This window comes from Aneurinibacillus migulanus, assembly GCF_001274715.1.
In the GTDB taxonomy this organism is placed as follows: Bacteria; Bacillota; Bacilli; order Aneurinibacillales; family Aneurinibacillaceae; genus Aneurinibacillus; species Aneurinibacillus migulanus.
Map to the genome: position 1 here is coordinate 3,973,557 of NZ_LGUG01000004.1, position 20,831 is coordinate 3,994,387.

The following is a 20,831-nucleotide window of genomic DNA, read 5'->3' on the forward strand; positions in this document are numbered from 1 at the left end:
ATCTACCAAAATACGGAAAATAAATAACAAAAAAGCCGTTCCAGTTAGAACGACTTCATTTATACTGTGTATGCTATTGTAAAAGCCCGAAATCTTCCAGGAAATCTCGTGTAGTCACTTCAGACATAGTAAGCTCATCTTTAATGTTAAAATGGACCAAAATGGGCTCTTTTTCAGGGGATGTAGGCATAAATATTATATTCCCTCTTCTTGTTGGATTGGATTGCTTTCCTGTTTAGCGCAACTTAGTTGCTTTTTTTATTGAATCCATATACCCTTTAGGCATATTAACGGTTTCAATTTCTGACATTGAAAACCAATTAAATGCTGAATGTTCTTCGCTAATTTCCACATTTAATGTATCTGTACACTTACATAGGTAAGTAATAATCAATACATTCTTACCTTCTAATACTTCATAAACCCATACATCAATCAAATTGTGTATTAAACAAGAAAGTCCCAATTCCTCACGGATCTCTCTATATAAATTACACTTGATATTTTGACAGGGGAATGTGGTTGGAAATAGGAGATTCGGAAAAAAGAAGAGGGTGGATACGCCCTGCAATCCGGCAAAAGAAAGGCCAGCGTGTCTTTTTCCGACCGCTCCTACTCATTGCGTTCATTTTTCAGTAAGATTACTTGATCATCGTTGAAGATGATTCCCTTAACAGAGACAGGAATTTTCCAACTCATTTCGTCACCCCTGCGAATTTAATAATATAATCCATATTCGAATCCTCGAGAGCTTAAAAAGTCAAACAAAGCCTCTAAGTCATGTGCATGATGTTGAGTTTATGCCATCGTACTTCCCAATTCTTTTTATGTAGCCTATCCTCGTAAATTTCAGCTTTAATAAAATTGTTTTGGATAAAATGTTTCGTTGGTCTAACTATCAAGTTTACAAGGTCTTCAATTCCGTAAGGTGTTAGCAAGTCAATGTTATTTTCGTCATTCAAACGAACAGCGATTGCTGTTGCTGTTTCAGGAAATTTCGATACTGCATCTTCAGTCGATTTATAAGGATGGTCACCATTTCGTCGGTGCATCCTTGCTTGATTTTTGACTGACCAATTTATATTCGGATTTACGGAATATAATCTTTCCTCAATAGACTTATCTATCTCTTCATCAATATAGGTTAAATTAAAATAAACCACATCGACATCTGTTATCTCGGTTGGTTCTTCAAAACCATGCAAAGCATCCCAAATCTTGTTACGAATAATCCCTGCACAAATCCAACAATCTGATAGTTTAAGGGACTTAACAATATTAAGTATCTCTATCATCATGTCATCATTTTGTATTAAATCAACTATATCTTTGTGATTTTTTATCATCATTCAACCACCGCTGAAAAAGTTTGAAATTACCTCTTTATTGTACCTTAATGCTGCAGCTATATCGTTTCTCCAACGTGCTTTGTCCGATCTTCTTACACAAAATATGAATGTATCCGGTATGTTGCCTCATCATTATGCTCATGGAGGGATTACGGCCAGGCCAAACGTACGAGATTGCTGATGCTTATATCGGTATGTATCAGAAATTACCGACTCGGGTGATTATCCACCGGCTTACAGAAGAACAAACCAAAAAGAGATGGAAAGACCAAGCGATCAAAGAGAAAAAGAAAGGGATTATTTATAAAGAACGTAGTAAGCGTTTAAGTGCCATCAATGTATATATCACTAACATTCCAGTGGAATCTGTCCCAGCAGAACATGTTCATAAGCTCTATTCTCTACGCTGGCAAATCGAGATTCTTTTTAAAACATGGAAATCCTTCTTTCAAATTGATAAGTACAAGTGAATGAAACAGAAACGATTAGAGTGTCATCTGTATGGGCAACTGATTATCCTACTTTGTTCTTCAACCATGTTTCGTATGCGACACTTGCTACTAAGCAAGAAGAAGCAAGAACTTAGTGAATACAAAGCCATTTATATGATTAAAGATTATTTTTTACTTTTGTATCAGTCCTTGCAAAACAACACCCAAGAAGTATCAAAGACCCTCCTTCGTCTGTTTCGCCTGTTAGAGAAAAACGGACGAAAATCCCACCGATATGAGAAAAAAACAGTCTTTGATATATTGGGTGTTGTTTACGAGTATACCATGACTAAGCGTAAAGTAGCCTAATTTTAAAAATGAAACCCGTTAGGGTTTATTTGATATGCGGAATTTTCAATGATCTACACTGATTTTTTAGAAAAAGAAAAAAGGTTCTTTTGAAACTGACCTTTCCCAACCTTAGCTTGATAGCGATGTGGCGAGACCCCTATAAGGATGTATATAGTTTATTTTATCTATTAATCAAAATCAATTTTTCCCTCAACTTTTAAGATTCTTGTTCGGGCTGAAGCTTATACCGAGTTTCTCGTCCAACCTTCTGATTACTAACAATAACCCCACCCTGTAAATCTGATACTCTTTCTAGCTCAGTATATTTCTGTCGCGTCTTCTGGTAATAATTGAACATGCCGAAGATAAGCTGTAACTCTTCTGTCCTCGTCATACGGGTATTCGTAACCGAAATGATCGGCAACTCGGACAGCGATGTTTCGAAATAAACTGCACATGGCAAAAAAGGAGTCCCATATATTAGCGTAATCGGAGTTAGAGTAAGTCGCTTTAAGCTCGTTCCATGCTTGCTCTTCCAAGTACTTTTCAAAGTACTTACCGTATTTACCCGCGCTTACCGAGAATTGAGTGTTTATGCCAATACGCCATTCGAGAACGTAATGTAACATATTTCGCATTGACTCTTCCAGCATCATTTTTACAAAGGGGAGTTCTTTTCGCCAGAGCCCCTTCGCAACATTTGTGCTGCACCACCAAAATTCATTGCAGCAATCTGAGAATTGTTTGGCCGTCGGTGGCTCAATCCAATAGTCATCATCGCTAGAAGGTGGGAACGGTTCAAATCGGTTATCCTTATCAAGAAGAAGCATGCTCAAACTATCAGAGTCTATGAGTTCATCCGCGTTTTCTATCGGCACTAAAGTAAGGTCTAAACGTTTTCCATCCGTAAATAGCATTAAATACGGAAAATTCCCGTCTTCTTCAGCCGGAGGAAGAATCATATCTTCGGGCATTTGCATGATGATTCTATCACCGAATTGATCAACCCAGCGATGATTCGATATGAAAGATTCGATGTCATCTACGACATACACAATATCGTAATCTTGAAAACAATCTCGATTAACGGTGATATTGGTACGGGAACCGTTCATGATGACGGCGCGGATTCGCGCATCCTCTTCCGCTGTAGCCATTATCATATCCATCATTTCACGTTCAGTTCTCATTGTTTGGCGACCTCCAAATAGTTTTTTAATATAACCAGCTTTTTTAAGGTTCTGGAGGTACCCGGCACATGATAAAAGAATCTACGACACGTTATAACTTGTTTAAATGTTTTACCACTGATTGATCCTCCTATTCAAGAATAGTCTTAACAAAAAAAGTAAACTTCAATTGAAAAAGAATCAAGTTTAAGGAAACAGAAGCAGTTAATCTTTTTTAGCGTATGAGAAATGAGCCTTTTTTTGCTGGAGCGCAGGGCGCATCCAACCTCTTCTTTTTCTGAATCGCCTCCTTCCAACCACGCTACCCTATCAAAATATCAAGTGTAATTTATATAGTTATAATATTGGAAGTATCCTTTCCTGAATTTACTTTGCGGGTGGTGCCCTTTTTTGCACTGTTTTAAGGATATATGCATAGAAGACGAATGAAGGTAGCAGTAATCCATCTTACGCTATAATCAACCGTTTGAAAAAAACGACAAAGTTCATGGGTCCAACCAATGCACCAGGCACACTATACTCTTTTATCACACTTTTTGCCAAATGAGCTCACCACTGCAGGCATCGATATATTTCAATTCTCGATTACGGTCAACGCCCGAAAGAGCAGCGGCTTGACAAGTTGTGGTAGGCTCATAGAGCAGGCGGTAAACTGGCGAATTCTCGTCTAAGTCTTTAAACCATTTAAGTCGGATGCTAACATGCTCACTGTATCGATCAAACGCTTTTTCGGGTGTAAGCACCGGGTAAAAGTTCCTCTCTGCCCGCTCTAGAATCTCTTCATAAGAGACTCCTATATAACTGCAAATTTTCCCAGTCGAAGTACTGACACTAATCATTACCCGTTCATGGTTAACAGGGATATTGTTGATGTAGACAGGTAGATAGAAAAACTCGCGATCACGCAGTTCCTCATCCATGTTTTCCTGATTCACTTCGAGCTGAAGGTAAGAAGTATAATCCGGAAAAACATGTTGCAAAAACTGTTCCGCCTTCTCCCAGCATTGCTTCCGGGTCAGGGGTGCAGTTGCAGCCGTTTCTTTTTCCTCTTCAGTCCAGTGGAAGAACCGTGCCAAACGCCCTGTCGATTTTTCGATTTGAATTATAAATGAGGATTCTAGTTTTCGTAGCGAATCACCCCATTTACGTGTAAGCATCCACAGAAAGTGCTTCTGGTTCTGGCCCTTCACCTACTTTCCCTTTAAGCTTATATAGCAATTCAATCCTCTCATCGTCATCCTTCGATTTCTCAAGCATATATAACTTTGGATCGATACCAAGCAACAGCTCCCAGGCTGCGATGTTTTTGATCAACCCCTCACTTGGATGATCCAGGTTCAGCGGCATTTTTCCCTTTTCGCTTTCTTCCAATGTTAGTGTACCACCCAAGTTACTGGTATTATCTCTTTCCATCGGAGTAATTGGGTGACTAGGAGGCATCATATAATGTTCGATTCCAAAGTGATCAACGCCTGTAATGGCGTCGATCAATCGATGAGCCGGAATCGCTTCATAGACAAGTCGATATTCAGGCTTTGTTCCCTCCATTTCATACATAGAAGGATACAATGTAACCATTGTCAGTTTCATTTGTAAATCACTTAACACTTGTTGTCTCACGTTTTTTGCATCAACGATGCTATCAGGCCACTTTGGTCTAGGGGCGGTTTTTTGTTCAGATCGATATCTGATGATGTTTAAGCTATTATCCAGTGTAATTTCACAGCCCGTATCGGGAAGCGGTAGTCCCCCAACCTCCTCCCTATAGGTGATAAATCGAAAATTTTGTCTCTCTTCGATATTTACCCAAGTGAATGCTGTATGATCGGGATTATGTTTCATTAGAAAAGCGTCAGCGATCGCCTTCGCGTCCTCTTCGGAGTTGTCTTGGTTCCCTGTATTTTTATCTTCCATATCGATATCCAGCCTTATCAAATCCCCGGTTTCCAGGTCCAGCACAACTTCAATTTTGCAGTCGTTTTTTTCTGGATCCTCCCAAATGAAGGATCGATATTTCTCATCACCCTTAGGTGTGTTATCTTCCATTTCCAGCCGGTAATGATCTGGAATCATGACAACTGTTGTTGCTTTTGTTCGGAGTGTCTCATAATCGATTAACATATATACCTCCATGATTTAGCCCTAATTTAAACAAAGTTTTTTATATCTTATAGAAGCTATACGTACTGCGGGTTATTATCTAGCTTTGGCTGAGGTTTCCCGCCCAAAATATTGGCTCCTCTTTTTTGGTTAAAACTGATTTTGACCGCGCCGCCCACAGCACTTTACCGATTGCGGCGGAAGGAGAATAAGGGTTAAGCAACTGCGTTACGACACGGGTTTGAGGGCTGTGACAAGCTGCCGAGAGACAACTTGCCGCAGCCCTCTTTAGGCTTTCCATTCAACAGCTTGCCTACATTGAAATCGGATGCCGGATGAAATTTAAGGTTGTTCCCCGGTAAACCGCGAGGTCACGAATTTCACTTCGGGATATTCGTCGCTCGGGCCGTCAAGCAAGCTCCCTCCTTTGTTCTTCAAATATTTATCAAAAAAATCAAGCGTATATGCGTTTACGATAAAGGTGGCTCTTGCCGGGCTGATTTTGCCGGTCAATTTCACATGCTGGAAAAGTGGGGACAAGAATTGCAATTCGCCGAAATTGTAATGCTCCGTACCCTCGATATACAAAATTTGCCCGCCATTTTTAGCTACATGTTCAAGATGTTCCAGTTGGAGTTTAACTCCTTTGGTATCCTTATCTACCTGTTCTCTTGTGGACCCCATCGCCTCCAACTCTTCGTTCGTATAGACGTAATTTTCCTTGACTTTATTGTAGAGACTGAAAGCCATTTCCGAAAAAATGAACATAAACGGCTTCGACAAAGGCTCTTTGTCATAAAGGTAAAGCGATCCGTCTAGATCAATCCCCGCCGTAATTCTGGGATCATAGGCCACGTCGTACGACGCGGCTCCGCCGAAGGAATGACCGAATACGCCGATACGGTCAAGATCGAGCTTCCCATTAAGCGCGCTCGGAATGTTTCCGGAATTGACTCGTTCAAACTGGTCTAAGGTGAATGTAATATCGTCCGTCCATACCTTCCCGACTTTGTCGCGGTATTGTCTTTCGCCGATCAAATCTTCGTCTGTTTTCATCGTCGTGGTTCGGCTATCCGGAAATACGGTAGCGAACGTGCTGTAAGTATGGTCGATGGAGGCGACAACGTAACCGTGGCTCGCGAGATCTTCCGCCTGGGACGTATAGTATGTTTTCGAAGAGCTATATCCATGATTCAGAATGATCAGCGGATAAGACGCGCTGGAACCGGATACCTCGGCGTTTTCATAGGAATGGCTTGAAATATCCTTCATATAATCCATAAATATCGATGGGATTCTAAATGTTTTAGACATATATTCTTCCTTTAGAAACTTGTCGGCATCGGGGATAAAGGGCTTCGGTTTCCCCTTCGTATTTTGTGCCGGATACCATACTTGCACCATCAACTCTCTTTTGTCTCCAGGTGCCTCGCTGAATATTTCGTTCCTGCCCTCATCGACGAAATGAAAGGTTTGCGTACCTACTTTAAGGCTGCCTGTCGGCTCCGGCAGTTGAAATACCGGGAAAACATACATAAGAGCTCCGGTTAGGAGCAATGACGCCGCTCCTGCCGTGAAGAGGGTCGCGGATAAAAAACGCGGCATTGTCCAAGCAGCGGTTTTATGGAACAAGGTCAGGAGCAAGACGACCAGAAACGCGAGCGTGATGCAATATGGAAATAAAAGCTGTATTCTGTAGCCTTCAACCACTAAATGGATGACTAACAGTAGCGTACCGGTCACGCTGGCAATAAATAGAGGCTTCCGATTGTTCTTACAGAACATTTTTATAGCTAACAAATTTGCACTGGATAGAAGAAGAAGTATCTCAAAAAGTCTCATCATAAACTCTCCCGTGATATTGTAATATAGAATCGGCACAGCTGCTTCACCGCACGTGCCGCAGACCTTCCCAGCATTTTGTTACATACCTCTTTGTTCTCCTGGGAAGCTTTCATTCACCCTAACCTACATATGATTTTCAAGTATCAAGCTCCACATGGTGTATCCTTTCCTATCATCTTTTCTTTTAGAAAATTTCCCTCTCATTCCTCATTTTAACAAAGGATACTTTCCTGTATCTGTCTACACTCTTACATTAACCTTACATGAAAGGAATCAGCCTAGAAAAAAGAGAACGATTATGAAATAAATAGCAAGTCGGATGTAACAAGATAAATAAAAATCTGTTTTATTGTGAAGACACATAGGAAGTGATAATAAATGAGGTCAGTATATTTGGATTGGTTTAGGTTGCAAAAAAATTTTGATTAGAAAAGGGGAGCATTCTCAGCAATTTTTCGTATTTGTATGTATAAGTTTATCAGTTTACTGGAGGCGATACCGATGTATTTTGAGTCAGCCTTTTCTGTTTTTCAATTGTGTCTGTTTATGTTAGTTATTTTTATTATCCTAGCCCCTATAGGGTCTTTGTTGGATGCGCTTGTTAAGCATATCTCCTCTGGAAGGCTCAGACTTTCACTCCTAGTTTTGAATGAGATTATACTTTTTTTCATTTTTGCGTCTTGTATTTATTTTCTTGATGAGTGGCTTGATGCTGTAAAGCTGACAACTTATGCAGAGTTCAGTTTTGCTTTTCTCATATATTCCGTGTCCTTATTAATAGAATATATAGGTGAATATGTAAAGATGAGGGATAAAAATCTCAAATCATGATTTTTATAGTTACTCCATTTTGGAAGCACGTAGGATAGAATAACCTTTTGATGGTTGTTGCGCCAGCCTCAAAATATAACCGTTGTTGAAAGGATGGACAACCGGTACAGGAAGAACCCTCGATTCAGGCTCTATGCTATATACATCTGATTTGATAAATCGACAAATTCTTATGGTGAGAGATAAGAAAAGAAGGAGGGGCGGTGGACGGGAGCGGTTGGAAAAAGACACGTTCGCCTTTTTCTGCTGGGGCACAGGGCATATCCACCCCCTTCTTTCTCCATCTCTCCTCCTTCCAACCACGCTACTATGTCAAAATATTAACCATAACTTATATAACCCGCGAATAGTAGAGTGCCAACCATCGACGAAGACTTACCTTCGTCCCTGGCCTTTGACCTACGTGCTTGAGAATAAGCAATTTGAAAAAATAATCATAGGGGGATCATATAGACTCGCGATTGAAAGAGTTGGTTGACTTTATGACAGACGATAACGTAACAGTGGGACAGGCTTTGTCATTCGAGTCTCATCCCGACACGTTCCCTTTGACAAAACATAAGCAGGAAATAACAATAGCAGAAGTTTTAGATTTTTTACGAAAGGAATTCCCTAAAGATACTGCTAATCGGGTGTTAACCAGATTGCTATGAAAACAGGAAGTATGAGAAGAAAGCAAAAGTGCCAGGGCCATCATTTTTCTTTCTCTATGCGTATGGTTAAATCAAAAAGTAGCTACAATTCCCTTTACTCAACTTTGTAGTCAATTCGAGGCTGCCACAGGAATCACGCTGAACTGAGAAGGGCTCAATCAACGATTTAGTACTGTTTCTGTCGACCTCTTTCGAACCATATTAACGACGCCTCTTCAAGCTAAATTACTCGATTTCCCCAAACTTTCTCACTAAAAAGAACATGCTCTAATGTATATCTAAATCTTAGCTTGATAGCGATCGGGTAGCGTCAGGAAAATGCGGATTTGCAACGATAAGGAAATCCCCCAAAAAAAGCCTAACTTCTCACTTAAAACACCGAGAAATTAGACTTTAGTTATTTACCTTTAAAGTTCTAAGAACAGTTTCTAAGTCACAAAAGTGAATTTTTACAATATTACCTTATATGAACCAGCCTCACCCAAAAAATCAGCCCTTGTTAATCCTTGTTCTCCCAGCAATTGTCTATAGTTTGTAATAGTACCATCGTATTATAAAAGCTCTGTTTACATTTTGTTTCCTTAACCATTTAAGCATTTTATTTCCTAATTGATAAGACCTACTTTCTGTAGCTTTGGAATAAAGTTTGATTAAAAACTTCTTACAAATCAGCATTCTATGGTAAGCAAAAAGAATCTATTTTGAAAAAAGATTGATCAAAATGGATTCTTTCTAGTTGAAGATTGTTGTGTTGCAAATATTAAAAACATGCTGCGTTGAAACTGCTCCGTCTAAAGCAGTTTAATAAATAGCCGCTTCTAAATATACAAGAATCGGCTTAATTGTTTCCTATTTCTTAAATTTTCCCATCGGTTGCCTAATCCTAGGTAAGCGCTACCAGGAACTCCTCTCCGCTTGGCAGCAAAAGACCATCCGTTCGTCCGGTAAAGTAGCGCTGGTTAAGATCGGCCGAGGATACATACCGGACTTCTCGGAAACCTGCCTCGCGGGCCAATGCCAGCATCTCCGGCGGTCTGAAGAAGCTAATGAAAGGCGTGCCGCTTGCTCGCGCTCCCTTTTCCGCCGCATCAACCCCAGGACGGTTCTCGGGTTCGGTAAGTTCAAGCGGCAGCAAGAACGTCATGGCCAGCGTTGAGCCGGGGGCAAGTGTTGCAACTTGACGTAGTGTGGCCGCAATCGCGTCCTTAGTGAGGTACTGGGTGACACCGGTGGAGGCTACCACAGCTGGCCGGCTCGCGTCGAAGCCAGCAGTCTTCAGCTGTTCCCACCAGGACCAGCCTGCCTCGAAATCGACCGGAACGAGTCGCAGCCAATCGGGGATGCCAAAGCCGAGCTCGTTCAGGCGTTGCCTCTTCCAAGCCTGCGTGCCAGGCTGGTCGACCTCGAAGACCCGCATCCGGGAGGCGATCTCCGGCCGGCGCTGAGCAAAGGTATCGAGACCGGCGCCGAGGATGACGTACTGAGTGACACCTTCGCCAAGCTTTTCGGTGACCAGATCCTCAATGAAGCGAGCGCGGGCCACGATGGATGCTCGGAAGCCACTGGTGCCCTCTGGATCCATGTCGGGGCGTTGGCGCCATTCACTTTCCGGATTTGCCAGTCGCAGGCCGACCTCGTCTTCAAGTACATACGGTGATGAATCTACCTGTACATGCAAAGCTCGCCACAACGCGACCCGTACTGCTGTGTGGTCTGGTTCAGTATTTTGCTTATCATACATGATATGCTCTCCTTTCGATCAATTCCCTGTTACAAAGATACCAATTATTTTCCGGACCGTTGTTAATTTGTTGTATCCGGCTTCAAATTCAAGTTTATGAAATATGCTTTCTGGTTCATAATGTTTCTTTAAACTAATTAAACGATATATATAAGTTACAGTTAATATTTGGACATGGTAGCGTGGTTGGAAGGAGGAGAGATGGAGAAAGAAGAGGGTGGATACGCCCTGCGCCCCGGCAGAAAAAAGGCGGACATGTCTTTTTCCGACCCGCTCACTGTCCTTCCTTCTTTTCTTACCTCCTATCACAAGAATATGTAAATTTATAAAGTAAGATATATCACTAGTGTTGCATAAATATTATCGCAATATTCAGTCTGATGACATTTCTTGTTTAGAGCCAAAAAAGTAAATACCCAATCAAAGGTGACTCCGTCCATTTGGATTTTATTTACAACTATACTTGTGCAACCACGACAATGTATTCGTTACGGAACGGCTTTTCTTTCAATTTTCCGAAGCCAGATATTCGCTGGTTTCCACAAAACAGCCTTTAAATAACGACTAATCTGTAAGATTTTTCGTTCACTTTTTGTTTCGAGCTGCACGAGAACATGAAGACAAAAGACGATGAGTCCGATAAACACTTGGTTATGAATCGCCCATTCGCTTTGTCCGTAGAACTTTTTGATGTTCAAGTGTTGTTTGATCCATTTGAAAAACAATTCAATCGCCCAACGCGACTTATACATTTCTGAGATTTCATCGGCACTCAAGTCAAAACGGTTGGTAATTAATTGAAGTTGGTTTCCTTTGGAATCCACGACCTTTAGTAAGCGAAAGTAGTTTTCAGCACGGTTTTGCGTCGTACCGAGCAACACCATTTGATCCGATAAAACAGCCGTATTTTCGGGTAGCTTAAAGTTGTAAACCTCCCGTATGACAGCGTTTTTTCGTAGCCTTGAGAGAAAAAAGTATCCATCATCTGTCATTCGATCAAAGCGCTCGTAATCAAGGTAGCCACGGTCAAACACATACATACATTTCTTGTCATCCATCATAATTTCAAGCTGGCCACGATCCTGTTCTTTTGCCATTGTCAGAACAGCCTTTTCAGGATAAGAGGTTCCTTTTTCCATAAACACAAGACGTAGATGTAACTTCACACCTGCTTTTGTTTTGCGGAATTTTGCCCATTTATGATTCGTTAAATTGAGTGGCAGTGTGCTTGAATCCACAATTTTTAACGGCATCACGCGTTTTGTATCGTGCGTTTTGGCATGAATTTGTGTCACTAAATCAAGAAAAAGCGTTTGAAATAGATCTGGATTCATGCCATTTCATCGGCGTGACAACTGAGAAACACTGATAGAATCAAGAGCGATGCCTTTTTGAAGCTGGTCATCAACAAGACAATCGCCCAGCGCATGCAGACTTTCGATTTCTTGTAGCTGCGCAAAAAGAAGTAATTTTAGGAATGATTCTGTCGTTAATTTTTTCGTATAGTAATCTAATTTCAACGTTTTCACAGTTTCTTCAAATAATTGAAGATTTATGGGTGAAAACCATTGCCCAAATGAAGTTTTTCGTGTAATCTTGTCCATGCGTAAGTCCTTTTTTAGTGGATTTGGACGGTTTATCACCTGACTTATCCATTATAAAGGACTTTTTCTTTGCAAAAAACAGTAGTATCGAACATTCGGATAATTTTCAATAATGAATTTAAATTAATGAAACACTAGTGAAGATATATAGATGTAATTTTTTCTAAACCCAATTAAACCATTCAAGGTATCGATTACACATACTTCCCCCTTTCACAAGTCCAATTTTGTAAGCACCCCTGTGCTTGGTTTTAATTGTAGTTTATGATGGTGACAACAGTTTTCATAAATTCCAAAAAATCCCATTTTAAATTATTTGATTGAGTGTTACCTGCGATCCAGAAAGGAGTTCGAATGAACGCAAAGTGAGGTAATATCTTAAAGTTTGATTAATTTATTTTCTCATCGAATATACTAATCATTTAATCCCTTTCCATCGAGAATTTTCTGCATACATTTTTCAACTCTTGACTCTCGAGTTTTGGATTGTTTGGGTTGAGAAAAATAAAGAATGTATGCTCTTTGCCGTCCCGGCGTCAATGCTTCAAAAGCAGTTTTCAAGGCAGGGATTTCATCGAATTTATTTTGAAGTTCTTCAGGAATTAGGAATTCTGTATTCTTTTTAAAATTCACTTCCAAACCGGCTTTTTCAATTTCAATGGCTTCATAAATATAGGCTTTCAAGATGGTTTCCATTTCAACTATTTCTTGAACATTGGTGAACCGAATCTGGCGCGCCGCCTGTACATTCTCCGTTTGTTGGATTAGAATCCCATGGGCATCCTGTAACAAGGCACCTTTGTGAAACAGAAGCGCACAATATTCTTTAAATCCATGTATTAAAACTATGTTTTTTTTCTCAAACGTGTAACAAGGATGCATCCACTTAAATTCTTCGGTCAGTTCACAGTCAAGAACGATATTTCTCAACTTCTCATATTCTTCCTTCCACTTTTTAGCTTTACTTAAAAATTCATCAACCTTAGGATTCATTGTACTATTTGTCATTAAGTAACACCCCTCTTCAATTTTTCGATCAGCTGACAGTCAAGAATGAGCATTCTCGGTTTCTCCAATTCTTTCTGTAACTTTTTGGCTTTACTTGAATATTCATCAACCTTGAATCATTTTCTTGATGTTATTTTAATAAGGGAAGGAAAGCAGGTTTCAAGGCCGAAATGAAATAAAAACGAAAGCGGCAGGCTTTACTGTACGACATTACCTGTCTCCTCTCTTTAAACAGAACATATATTCTTATTATAAAAGGATTAAGAAGGAAAATCTACTGATTCATCTTTCGCCTGCAGCTCCACCGTCGAAAAGGAAATCTTCTTGATGCAAATAATAAAAAAACCGCCTCTAGAAGAGACGGTATAATGTTCTATGAACTTTCCACCACTTATAGCAGTGGTTTCTTTTTACATGGTTTTTACCTTCACAAGAAAAACAAACGAATAACCGTTACTTAAAAATAGTTCATACTCATTGCCTCACGTACCTCTTGCATTGTTTCTTTTGCTATAAGACGTGCTTTTTCTGTACCCGACATAAGAATTTCATCGACCTTTTTAGGATCATTTTGATACACGATTCTTCGTTCCCTCATTGGTTCTAATAAATCGTTAATACTTCGAGTGATTTTTCGCTTACATTCCATACATCCGATTTGCCCCTTTTTACAGCTTTCATAAATCTCATCGGAGCCTTCTTTACGAAATGCTTGATGATAGGCATAGATTGGACAAATTTCAGGATGACCGAGATCGGTTTTATGAATTCGGGCAGGATCAGTTGTCGCTTTTTTTATTTTTTCATTGACGTCTTCTTGTGTGGAATCCAAATAAATGGCATTTCCAAGGCTTTTACTCATCTTATTGTTTCCGTCTAATCCGATAAGTCGTGGAACATCCCCGACAAGTGGCTTTGGTTCCAATAACACAGGCTTATAAAGTTGGTTAAATCGACGGACGATTTTCCTGGTTTGTTCAATATGAGGAAGTTGGTCCTCTCCTACAGGAACCAACGTCGCCTTACAAAAAGTAATATCTGCTGTCTGACTTACAGGATAGCCAAGAAATCCGTAATACATATCTTGAAAGCCACGTTCCTTGGCTTCTGCTTTAATTGTAGGATTGTGGCGTAAAGAATTCACTGTCACAAACATGGAAAAATAAGTGGTTAATTCAGCAATCTCTGGAATCAAAGATTGAACAAAAATAGTTGCCTGATCAGGGTTAATTCCTGCGGATAAATAATCCAAGGCTACATTACGCAAGTTTTGTTTGATCAGCTCTGGTTTTTCAAAGTGAGTCGTCAGTGCTTGAACGTCTGCTAGTATTAAGTAAGTTTCATATTGATTCTGCAACTCCACTCGGTTTTTTAAGCTCCCAACGTAATGTCCAAGGTGAAGTTTTCCCGTAATCCGATCTCCTGTTAATATGCGTTCTTTCATTTAGAATCCTCCTCATCATTTGACTTCTGTGATTTAAACTTGAGATCCACCAACCATCATCCATGGACATCACCCCCTTTCAAGAAACACAAAAAACCTCGCCCAGTAAAGGACGAGGTTATCGTGGTACCACCTTTTTTAATCGCAACAAGCGATTCACTCTAAAGTACAGTAAGAAGTGAAAATCCTTACGATACTCCTCTCTTGATAACGGAGAGAGAATCCCGGCGACGCCTACTCATGGTTCAGCGAAGCGACTCAGAAGCCCATTCGGTATCAGGTGAGGATCGGTTCGCAGCAACCACCGACTCTCTGAACCTCATGATCTGATACGTACTTGCTCTTCTTCTACATCGTTAATCCGTTCATATTTTAATCTCATATTATAATAAATGGAAATGGTCAAAAAATCAAATGAAATAACTTGCAAAATGACATGAAAAAGGTTAGAGCTCCTTGTGTGTGAACTGTAACCCATATAATGGACACTTATTAAAGTGATGTTATATGGGTTTTCTTTTGTCCTTATACCATGTATTCTGTTTTAAACAATAGATTATGAGTGAGGCAAACTTATGAAACGAAAAGAATTTAATGAAGAAGAGATAAAACGGATAGAAGAGAATCCAAATGTCACTAGCGCAACGAGAAAGGCCATCACGTTCCATCCTGATTTTAAGCTGGCAGCTATTAAGGAGCACGAGCGGGGTAAGCTATCCTATGAGATATTTCTTTCTCATGGATTCGATTTAGAGCTTATCGGAAAAGATAAGCCAAAGAAGTATATCCATAAGTAGAAGAAAACATATAAAGAATCAGGGGAAGAAGGTCTTCAAAACAATCGAGGACGAAAAAGACAAGTACTTAGACAGACCGAAGAAAATAATCTTACAATGGAAGAGCGCTTGAGAAGGGCTGAGGCTGAGATTGCTCTCCTTAGGACGGAAAATGATTTCCTAAAAAAGTTAGAGCGCATCGAAAAAAAGGAGGTGGGAAGAAATAAAGCACTACCTTCAAATAAATTTGCTTTGATTTGGACTATCGTCAAACAACGTAGGTTTTCACGGATGATGGCTTATTTGTCATGTGTAAAAGCTAGTATGACACGTGAAATTGTTTCCTTCCACCTTTCCTCATCTTTAAAAATGGACATTGCCTACAAGACAATTGACAAGCTGATGATTCATTTAGGTGGTATAGTAAACCCTGGCACAATCCTACACTCTGATCAAAGTATGCATTACACGTATCCTGAGTTTCAACATCGAGTTAAAAAACTTGGTCTCACACAATTAATGTCACGCAGAGGAAACTGCTGGGACAAGGATCCAATCGTTTAATGAACTCAAAAAATGCATAGGGGCTATATCGAAAGATATAACTACTATAGGTGTCAGTGGACATTAGAAAAGCTGACTCCTGTTGAATACAGGAATCAGCTTTTAGCAGCCTAGCCGTCACTTTTTTAAACTGTCCATTATTCGGGTTACAGTTCAAAAAGCCAAAGAGTACACTTTTTTATGCAGTATTTTTCTTTTCTTAGCTGGTAATGCGTAAGCTAGTTACACGGTAGTTTGTTTATACTTACTCTACGGATCACTTTTTTGTTTTTTCCATTTTAAATTATTTGATTGAATGTTACCTGCCATCTAAAAAAGAGTTTGAATGAACGCAAAGTGAGGTAATATCTTAAAGTTTGATTAATTTATTTTCTCATCAACATACTAATCATTTAATCCCTTTCCATTGAGAATTTGCTGCATACATTTTTCAACCCTTGACTCTCGAGTTTTGGATTGTTTGGGTTGAGAAAAATAAAGAATATACGCTCTTTGCCGTCCCTGCGTCAATGCTTCAAAAGCAGTTTTCAAGGCAGGGATTTCATCGAATTTATTTTGAAGTTCTTCAGGAATTAGGAATTCTGTATTCTTTTTAAAATTCACTTCCAAACCGGCTTTTTCATTACTTCATTAAAGTGCTCGATAATGGAATAACTGAAACATTGTGGGCCTCAAGATTTTACAACCAATCACTGAAGCTCCTTTATTAATTTCGTAAGCTCTTTAAATCTTAGATCAAGCACCTCATATTCTTTATTATTTGGAGTCATAAAGCTAAGCTTCCCCAAAACTTCTTGTCGTTCCGTTTCAAGAGTTAAACGCAATTCCTCACTATCATCTCTTTTTGGTGATGGTTCCTTCTTATTAATTTGCTTATATATGGTGTGATTTGAAAAAACGAGCTTGGTGTTTGTTGTTTTTTCAAGAAAATAACGATCGTGTGACACGACCAATAGAGTACCATTATATTGTTCTAATGTTTCTTCAAGTTGTTCACGGGTAGGCAAATCTAGATGGTTCGTTGGTTCATCTAGGATGAGCACATCTTTTTCTTCTAGAATATATTTCATTAACTTACACTTCACACGCTCACCCATGCTCATCTTTCCAATAGGCTCTGTCCACTGAGAATCAAGGAACCCTAAATGTTTCATTAAATTCCGTACGTGTCCTCTCGCTTCAAATGACTCTTTATCGAATAACTGTTTGGGAGTTTGATCAAGGGGCAAGTCAAAAACTTCTTGTGTTAAATAGCCGATATTTGCTGATGGAGAAACCCATATCTCGCCTTTAGTAACTGTTTCTTTTGCGGTTATCATATTCAGAAAGGTCGTTTTACCACTACCATTCGGACCTGTAACTGAAACCTTTTCACCATGCTGAATGGTAAAATTAGCACCTTTAAAAAGTTTTCGTCCTTCGAAAGACTTTTCTAAATTTTTAACCTCTAAGAATCGCTTGCCTACTTTATGATTCGATTTTAATGAAAAATTTACTTGGTATTCAGCCTTAGGCGCATCAACTTTAATTTTTTCAAGTTCTTTTTCAAGACGTTTTTGTTTTGATTTTACCTGTGAGTCCATTCGTTTAGCTTTTACACGATAGTATTCTTTAGGGAATTCCTGTTTTGTTGATTGTGCATGAGCTGATTTTGACCATGATGTTAGTTGGTTCATTTGACCTTCAATACGTTCTATCATCTTTTGTTGTTTCTCATATTCACGTTGTTGTGTAAGTCTTTCTCTTTCACGAAATTTCATATAACTAGTGTAGTTACCTCTATGACTAATGAGCGTTTGGTTTTCAATTGACCATATTTTCGTGACAACTTTATCTAAGAAATAACGATCATGTGATACGAGTATAATAGTACCTTTATAACTTTTAAGTTGGCTAATTAGGAAGTCCGAACTCTGTTCATCTAAATGATTTGTTGGTTCGTCCAACAATAAAATGTCCGTATTTTTGGCTAAACCTTTTGCAAGGCGGGCTTTTAATCTTTCTCCTCCACTTAAATTCGAGAAGTCACGGATTGGAACATTCCACTTCCTTAATAACGCTTCTTCTTGAGATGTAACCTCATCAAAAAAATAAGACTCGGTTTCTTGTTCAACCATCGTGATGATAAGATCACCCTGCAGGTGTTTAATTTGTCCTTCTGTTGGTGGAAAGTCACCGTTCAGTAATTGCAACAATGTTGATTTACCAGCACCATTTTTACCTATGATTCCGATAATATCCCCTTGTTGTACATTCGTATTTATATTTTCGAAAATAGTATGATTTTGAATTTCAACTTTTATATTTTGTAACTGCATTAGTTCTAACATAAAGAATCATCCCTTCTTTTTTTTGGGAGAATAAAAAATCCTCCCAAATAATTTTGGAAGGATTAGTCAAATCGCATTTTTGCCGTACGCAAATAAGCTATTTAGTATCGCAGCTATTTAGTATATGGAAAAATGGGCAGACTAATCCTAAGTTTTATTATCTGAAATATACTATTTCAAATGTTAAAAATTAGGTTAGTTATCCATTGTCCACCCATCATCCCTTTCGTTCAATAGTAAAACTGATTTTAACACCTCTAAGTGAAGTATGCAACATCATTCTAGACAAGAGTTAACATAACTTTATTTAATGAAAACCTTTAGGGGACTTTCCACTTTCTAATAGTCAAATTTATTAATTACATCAAGAACAGAATGTTGACAACTTTCGGCTTTTAATTATTGTTATATGCCTTTTTTTGATATTGACCATAAAGTTGTCCGCAAGCTGCGTTAATATCAATCCCAAATTGTTGTCTAACTGTGACGTGTATCCCTGCTGATGCTAATTTCTTAAAAAATGCATTTACTTTCTTTTCATCCGATTCTCCGTAATGCACTGGTGCATCCATGGTTGGGTTATACCTTATAATATTTACATGGTATAACCGACCTGATTTTACTCTTCCTTTAAGGAGTTCAATAACAGCTTTCGCATGGTCCAAGGAGTCATTAACACCAGGCAACATAATATAAGCTATATAGATCTTCCTACCCGTTACTTGAATATGATCATCTAATGCATTCATAACTTCCACCAAAGGAAACCGATCATTCACAGGCATGAAGGAACTTCGTTGTTCATTAAAAGGGGAATGTAGTGAGAACGTGAGATTAACTTGTGGATAGTCACGAGTCATTCTTCTAATAGTAGGTATAATCCCGACTGTTGAAACAGTAATCCTCCTTGGGCTTAATGCAAATAAAGCTGGGTTAGTAAATATATCTAAAGCAGCGAAAATATTACCGTTCGCCAGAGCTTCCCCCATCCCCATAAACGCAATACTATCTAAAGAATGTCCATCCAAGTAAAAGTAAAGCGCTTGGTCAGTTATTTCATCGGCAGTAAGGTTTCTCCTTAATCCAATAGCACCTGTGGCACAAAATTTACAGTCTAAATTACACCCACATTGGGAGGAAATACAAAAAGACTCCCAACCAGCATGATATTTCATACCTACAGCTTCTATCTTATTAGAATCAGGCAATCTAAAAAGAACTTTTTTAACTTGTTGGGAAGTATGTTCTAACACTGGATTAATATTTAAAATGTTTTCACCAAATTCATTTATTAATTGCTCCCTTAATGTTTTTGGTAACACATCCATTTGTTCAAAGTATCCAACACGTTGTTGGAAAATAGCATGGATTATTTGCTTGAACCTGTAATCAGGCTGCTTCATACTTTTTAAAAATTGTTTTATTTTTCCATATTTAGTTGTTGCATTTATTCGTAGCATATAGCTTCATCCTTTCTCAATTCATTCAAATAATAAATAAAATAAAGATTATTAATTGAAGAGATGTTGGAAAGGAGTAGCTGCCTCAATAAGCTAGAGTGTTAATTTTACAACCACAAAAAAGACACCAGAAAATGTCCGGTGCCAAGTCCTTATTATAAAATCTGCATTAAAATATAATTAATTAGATATACTAATTAACAGGTCATTCCTTACAGATTTTCATAAATGAAGGCAAAAAGCTCCCGGCAATAGTTTCTATATAGGGTGTTTGGCTTAAAAAAGGACAGACTACTCCCGTTGAAACTAAAATGCCAGAAAATTTAATCTTTTCTCCAAATTTAATTCGTAGAAAAGTTAACATAGTTTTTGCCTCCTTTCAGTTATAGATAAATTACATAGTAACATAGCTGGGATTAATAAAGCAAGTTTATGGCAATAAAATAAACTGATCGCATATTTCCTCCTACTATCCTTATTTGACTTAGAGGAGATTATTTTAAGTATAAAATTTCACAATCTTTTCTAACATTTTTACCAATTTGCTTTAAAGGCGTTGCTCTACAATATGGCCCTTTAATGGAATAAGAAATGATTATTTGTTCCCTTCCGATAGCTTTCTATATAATGAAGCTCTAGACACATTTGTAATTTCACAAATTTGATTTACCGTCATATTCCCTTCTTCATATAGCTTTACTGCATAATTCATACCTGCGTGATTTTTATGATATTTCTTTAATCGGCCTTTAAACTTTCCTTCTTTCTTGGCCAGCTCAATCCCTTCACTTGGTTATCGAAATTTGAATAAAATAATTGTAATTGCCGTATTCTAAATCTAGGAAAGGAGGTTTTTACATGGGAAGAATGGATCATGGGCAAAAGGGAAATAACCATAAAAAGAAAATTTCATTGGAGCCGCATCAAGCTAGTGGTTTAAGCAAAGAAGAAGTCGAGCTTTCAAAGGAGCTTGATGAAACCTACCAAATTGAAGAAAAACCTGGATTTAGGCCTACAGGTGTGAAAAGAAAAAGTGAATAGATTAAAAACCTCCAGCAGTTGAAAAATGAAGGCAGAGGGATGGACTCTCATAAACTGCTGTTCATTCAATTCTGTTAAACGACACAAATAAGCCTAAAAAAGAGATTTAAATT

General features: G+C 38.6%; 17 protein-coding genes, 5 pseudogenes and 1 other annotated feature. Of the genes and pseudogenes, 7 read left to right on the forward strand and 15 right to left on the reverse strand.

Annotated elements, in window-relative coordinates:
• Window positions 1-235: 235 nt before the first annotated feature.
• Window positions 236-571, reverse strand: a complete 336-nt coding sequence (locus AF333_RS36940; protein WP_268753631.1) for an NUDIX domain-containing protein — start codon at window positions 569-571, stop codon at window positions 236-238.
• 202 nt (window positions 572-773) lie between these two features.
• Window positions 774-1,346 (reverse strand): nucleotidyltransferase family protein, encoded by a 573-nt coding sequence (locus tag AF333_RS20855; RefSeq protein ID WP_307723434.1) that lies wholly within the window; start codon window positions 1,344-1,346, stop codon window positions 774-776.
• 140 nt (window positions 1,347-1,486) lie between these two features.
• On the opposite strand from AF333_RS20855, the pseudogene AF333_RS20860 reads away from it, so the two are divergent.
• A pseudogene (locus AF333_RS20860) lies at window positions 1,487-2,149 on the forward strand (transposase); the annotation flags it as partial.
• Window positions 2,150-2,448: 299 nt separating this feature from the next.
• Here the strand turns inward: AF333_RS20860 and AF333_RS20865 are convergent.
• From AF333_RS20865 to AF333_RS20880, 4 genes are all read right to left on the reverse strand, one after another.
• Entirely contained in the window at window positions 2,449-3,321 is an 873-nt protein-coding gene (locus tag AF333_RS20865; protein ID WP_043068376.1) for an aminoglycoside 6-adenylyltransferase, read from the reverse strand.
• Window positions 3,322-3,848: 527 nt separating this feature from the next.
• Complete coding sequence (locus AF333_RS20870; protein ID WP_053432742.1) at window positions 3,849-4,478, reverse strand: YcdB/YcdC domain-containing protein; 630 nt, start codon at window positions 4,476-4,478, stop codon at window positions 3,849-3,851.
• Window positions 4,465-5,442, reverse strand: a complete 978-nt coding sequence (locus tag AF333_RS20875) for a YcdB/YcdC domain-containing protein (RefSeq protein WP_053432743.1) — start codon at window positions 5,440-5,442, stop codon at window positions 4,465-4,467. The genes AF333_RS20870 and AF333_RS20875 overlap by 14 nt, the downstream gene beginning before the upstream one ends.
• A 321-nt stretch (window positions 5,443-5,763) precedes the next feature.
• Entirely contained in the window at window positions 5,764-7,263 is a 1,500-nt protein-coding gene (locus AF333_RS20880; protein WP_043068374.1) for an alpha/beta hydrolase family protein, read from the reverse strand.
• A gap of 985 nt (window positions 7,264-8,248) precedes the next feature.
• On the opposite strand from AF333_RS20880, the gene AF333_RS35965 reads away from it, so the two are divergent.
• Together AF333_RS35965 and AF333_RS35970 are read left to right on the forward strand one after the other, a co-directional pair.
• Window positions 8,249-8,575: a hypothetical protein gene (locus tag AF333_RS35965; protein ID WP_235496781.1), complete on the forward strand. Its 327-nt coding sequence runs from the start codon at window positions 8,249-8,251 to the stop codon at window positions 8,573-8,575.
• 156 nt (window positions 8,576-8,731) lie between these two features.
• A pseudogene (locus AF333_RS35970) lies at window positions 8,732-9,002 on the forward strand (IS4 family transposase); the annotation flags it as partial.
• 631 nt (window positions 9,003-9,633) lie between these two features.
• Here the strand turns inward: AF333_RS35970 and AF333_RS20900 are convergent.
• The 4 genes and pseudogenes from AF333_RS20900 to trpS all read right to left on the reverse strand — a co-directional run bounded on the left by AF333_RS20900 (window position 9,634) and on the right by trpS (window position 14,547).
• Window positions 9,634-10,491, reverse strand: coding sequence for a class I SAM-dependent methyltransferase (locus tag AF333_RS20900; RefSeq protein ID WP_043068371.1), 858 nt, complete (start codon window positions 10,489-10,491; stop codon window positions 9,634-9,636).
• Window positions 10,492-10,979: 488 nt separating this feature from the next.
• A pseudogene (locus AF333_RS20905) lies at window positions 10,980-12,095 on the reverse strand (IS4 family transposase).
• Window positions 12,096-12,509: 414 nt separating this feature from the next.
• A complete protein-coding gene (locus tag AF333_RS20910) occupies window positions 12,510-13,103 on the reverse strand; it encodes a YdeI/OmpD-associated family protein (protein WP_043068370.1) in 594 nt (197 codons plus the stop codon).
• A 457-nt stretch (window positions 13,104-13,560) separates the two neighbouring features.
• Complete coding sequence (trpS, locus tag AF333_RS20915) at window positions 13,561-14,547, reverse strand: tryptophan--tRNA ligase (protein ID WP_043068369.1); 987 nt, start codon at window positions 14,545-14,547, stop codon at window positions 13,561-13,563.
• 105 nt (window positions 14,548-14,652) lie between these two features.
• Window positions 14,653-14,907, reverse strand: a binding site (T-box leader).
• Between the two features lie 215 nt (window positions 14,908-15,122).
• On the opposite strand from trpS, the gene AF333_RS20920 reads away from it, so the two are divergent.
• The 3 genes from AF333_RS20920 to AF333_RS37620 all read left to right on the forward strand — a co-directional run bounded on the left by AF333_RS20920 (window position 15,123) and on the right by AF333_RS37620 (window position 16,001).
• Window positions 15,123-15,344, forward strand: a complete 222-nt coding sequence (locus tag AF333_RS20920; protein WP_043068368.1) for a hypothetical protein — start codon at window positions 15,123-15,125, stop codon at window positions 15,342-15,344.
• Window positions 15,345-15,440: 96 nt separating this feature from the next.
• Window positions 15,441-15,887 (forward strand): DDE-type integrase/transposase/recombinase, encoded by a 447-nt coding sequence (locus AF333_RS20925; protein WP_052812363.1) that lies wholly within the window; start codon window positions 15,441-15,443, stop codon window positions 15,885-15,887.
• A gap of 12 nt (window positions 15,888-15,899) precedes the next feature.
• Window positions 15,900-16,001 (forward strand): IS3 family transposase, encoded by a 102-nt coding sequence (locus tag AF333_RS37620; protein WP_074715405.1) that lies wholly within the window; start codon window positions 15,900-15,902, stop codon window positions 15,999-16,001.
• 270 nt (window positions 16,002-16,271) lie between these two features.
• Here the strand turns inward: AF333_RS37620 and AF333_RS20930 are convergent.
• The 5 genes and pseudogenes from AF333_RS20930 to AF333_RS32160 form a co-directional block, all read right to left on the reverse strand.
• Window positions 16,272-16,508, reverse strand: a pseudogene (locus AF333_RS20930) (YdeI/OmpD-associated family protein); the annotation flags it as partial.
• A 68-nt stretch (window positions 16,509-16,576) separates the two neighbouring features.
• A complete protein-coding gene (abc-f, locus tag AF333_RS20935) occupies window positions 16,577-18,217 on the reverse strand; it encodes a ribosomal protection-like ABC-F family protein (protein WP_043068367.1) in 1,641 nt (546 codons plus the stop codon).
• Window positions 18,218-18,612: 395 nt separating this feature from the next.
• Window positions 18,613-19,677, reverse strand: a complete 1,065-nt coding sequence (locus AF333_RS20940) for a Cfr family 23S rRNA (adenine(2503)-C(8))-methyltransferase (protein ID WP_043068366.1) — start codon at window positions 19,675-19,677, stop codon at window positions 18,613-18,615.
• A 205-nt stretch (window positions 19,678-19,882) separates the two neighbouring features.
• Window positions 19,883-20,041, reverse strand: coding sequence for a hypothetical protein (locus AF333_RS33855; RefSeq protein ID WP_158502525.1), 159 nt, complete (start codon window positions 20,039-20,041; stop codon window positions 19,883-19,885).
• A 231-nt stretch (window positions 20,042-20,272) separates the two neighbouring features.
• A pseudogene (locus AF333_RS32160) lies at window positions 20,273-20,464 on the reverse strand (helix-turn-helix domain-containing protein); the annotation flags it as partial.
• A 71-nt stretch (window positions 20,465-20,535) separates the two neighbouring features.
• Here AF333_RS32160 and AF333_RS20945 point away from each other — a divergent pair.
• Window positions 20,536-20,718 (forward strand): hypothetical protein, encoded by a 183-nt coding sequence (locus AF333_RS20945; RefSeq protein ID WP_043068365.1) that lies wholly within the window; start codon window positions 20,536-20,538, stop codon window positions 20,716-20,718.
• Window positions 20,719-20,831 lie beyond the last annotated feature (113 nt).

Excerpts from the sequence above, each read along its gene's own strand:
- AF333_RS20855 (WP_307723434.1), bottom strand. The coding sequence starts at position 1,346 with ATGATAAAAAATCACAAAGATATAGTTGATTTAATACAAAATGATGAC.
- AF333_RS20865 (WP_043068376.1), bottom strand. The coding sequence starts at position 3,321 with ATGAGAACTGAACGTGAAATGATGGATATGATAATGGCTACAGCGGAA.
- AF333_RS20870 (WP_053432742.1), bottom strand. The coding sequence starts at position 4,478 with ATGCTTACACGTAAATGGGGTGATTCGCTACGAAAACTAGAATCCTCA.
- AF333_RS20875 (WP_053432743.1), bottom strand. The coding sequence starts at position 5,442 with ATGTTAATCGATTATGAGACACTCCGAACAAAAGCAACAACAGTTGTC.
- AF333_RS20880 (WP_043068374.1), bottom strand. The coding sequence starts at position 7,263 with ATGAGACTTTTTGAGATACTTCTTCTTCTATCCAGTGCAAATTTGTTA.
- AF333_RS20900 (WP_043068371.1), bottom strand. The coding sequence starts at position 10,491 with ATGTATGATAAGCAAAATACTGAACCAGACCACACAGCAGTACGGGTC.
- AF333_RS20910 (WP_043068370.1), bottom strand. The coding sequence starts at position 13,103 with ATGACAAATAGTACAATGAATCCTAAGGTTGATGAATTTTTAAGTAAA.
- trpS (WP_043068369.1), bottom strand. The coding sequence starts at position 14,547 with ATGAAAGAACGCATATTAACAGGAGATCGGATTACGGGAAAACTTCAC.
- AF333_RS20920 (WP_043068368.1), top strand. The coding sequence starts at position 15,123 with ATGAAACGAAAAGAATTTAATGAAGAAGAGATAAAACGGATAGAAGAG.
- AF333_RS20925 (WP_052812363.1), top strand. The coding sequence starts at position 15,441 with ATGGAAGAGCGCTTGAGAAGGGCTGAGGCTGAGATTGCTCTCCTTAGG.
- AF333_RS37620 (WP_074715405.1), top strand. The coding sequence starts at position 15,900 with ATGCATAGGGGCTATATCGAAAGATATAACTACTATAGGTGTCAGTGG.
- abc-f (WP_043068367.1), bottom strand. The coding sequence starts at position 18,217 with ATGTTAGAACTAATGCAGTTACAAAATATAAAAGTTGAAATTCAAAAT.
- AF333_RS20940 (WP_043068366.1), bottom strand. The coding sequence starts at position 19,677 with ATGCTACGAATAAATGCAACAACTAAATATGGAAAAATAAAACAATTT.
- AF333_RS33855 (WP_158502525.1), bottom strand. The coding sequence starts at position 20,041 with ATGTTAACTTTTCTACGAATTAAATTTGGAGAAAAGATTAAATTTTCT.
- AF333_RS20945 (WP_043068365.1), top strand. The coding sequence starts at position 20,536 with ATGGGAAGAATGGATCATGGGCAAAAGGGAAATAACCATAAAAAGAAA.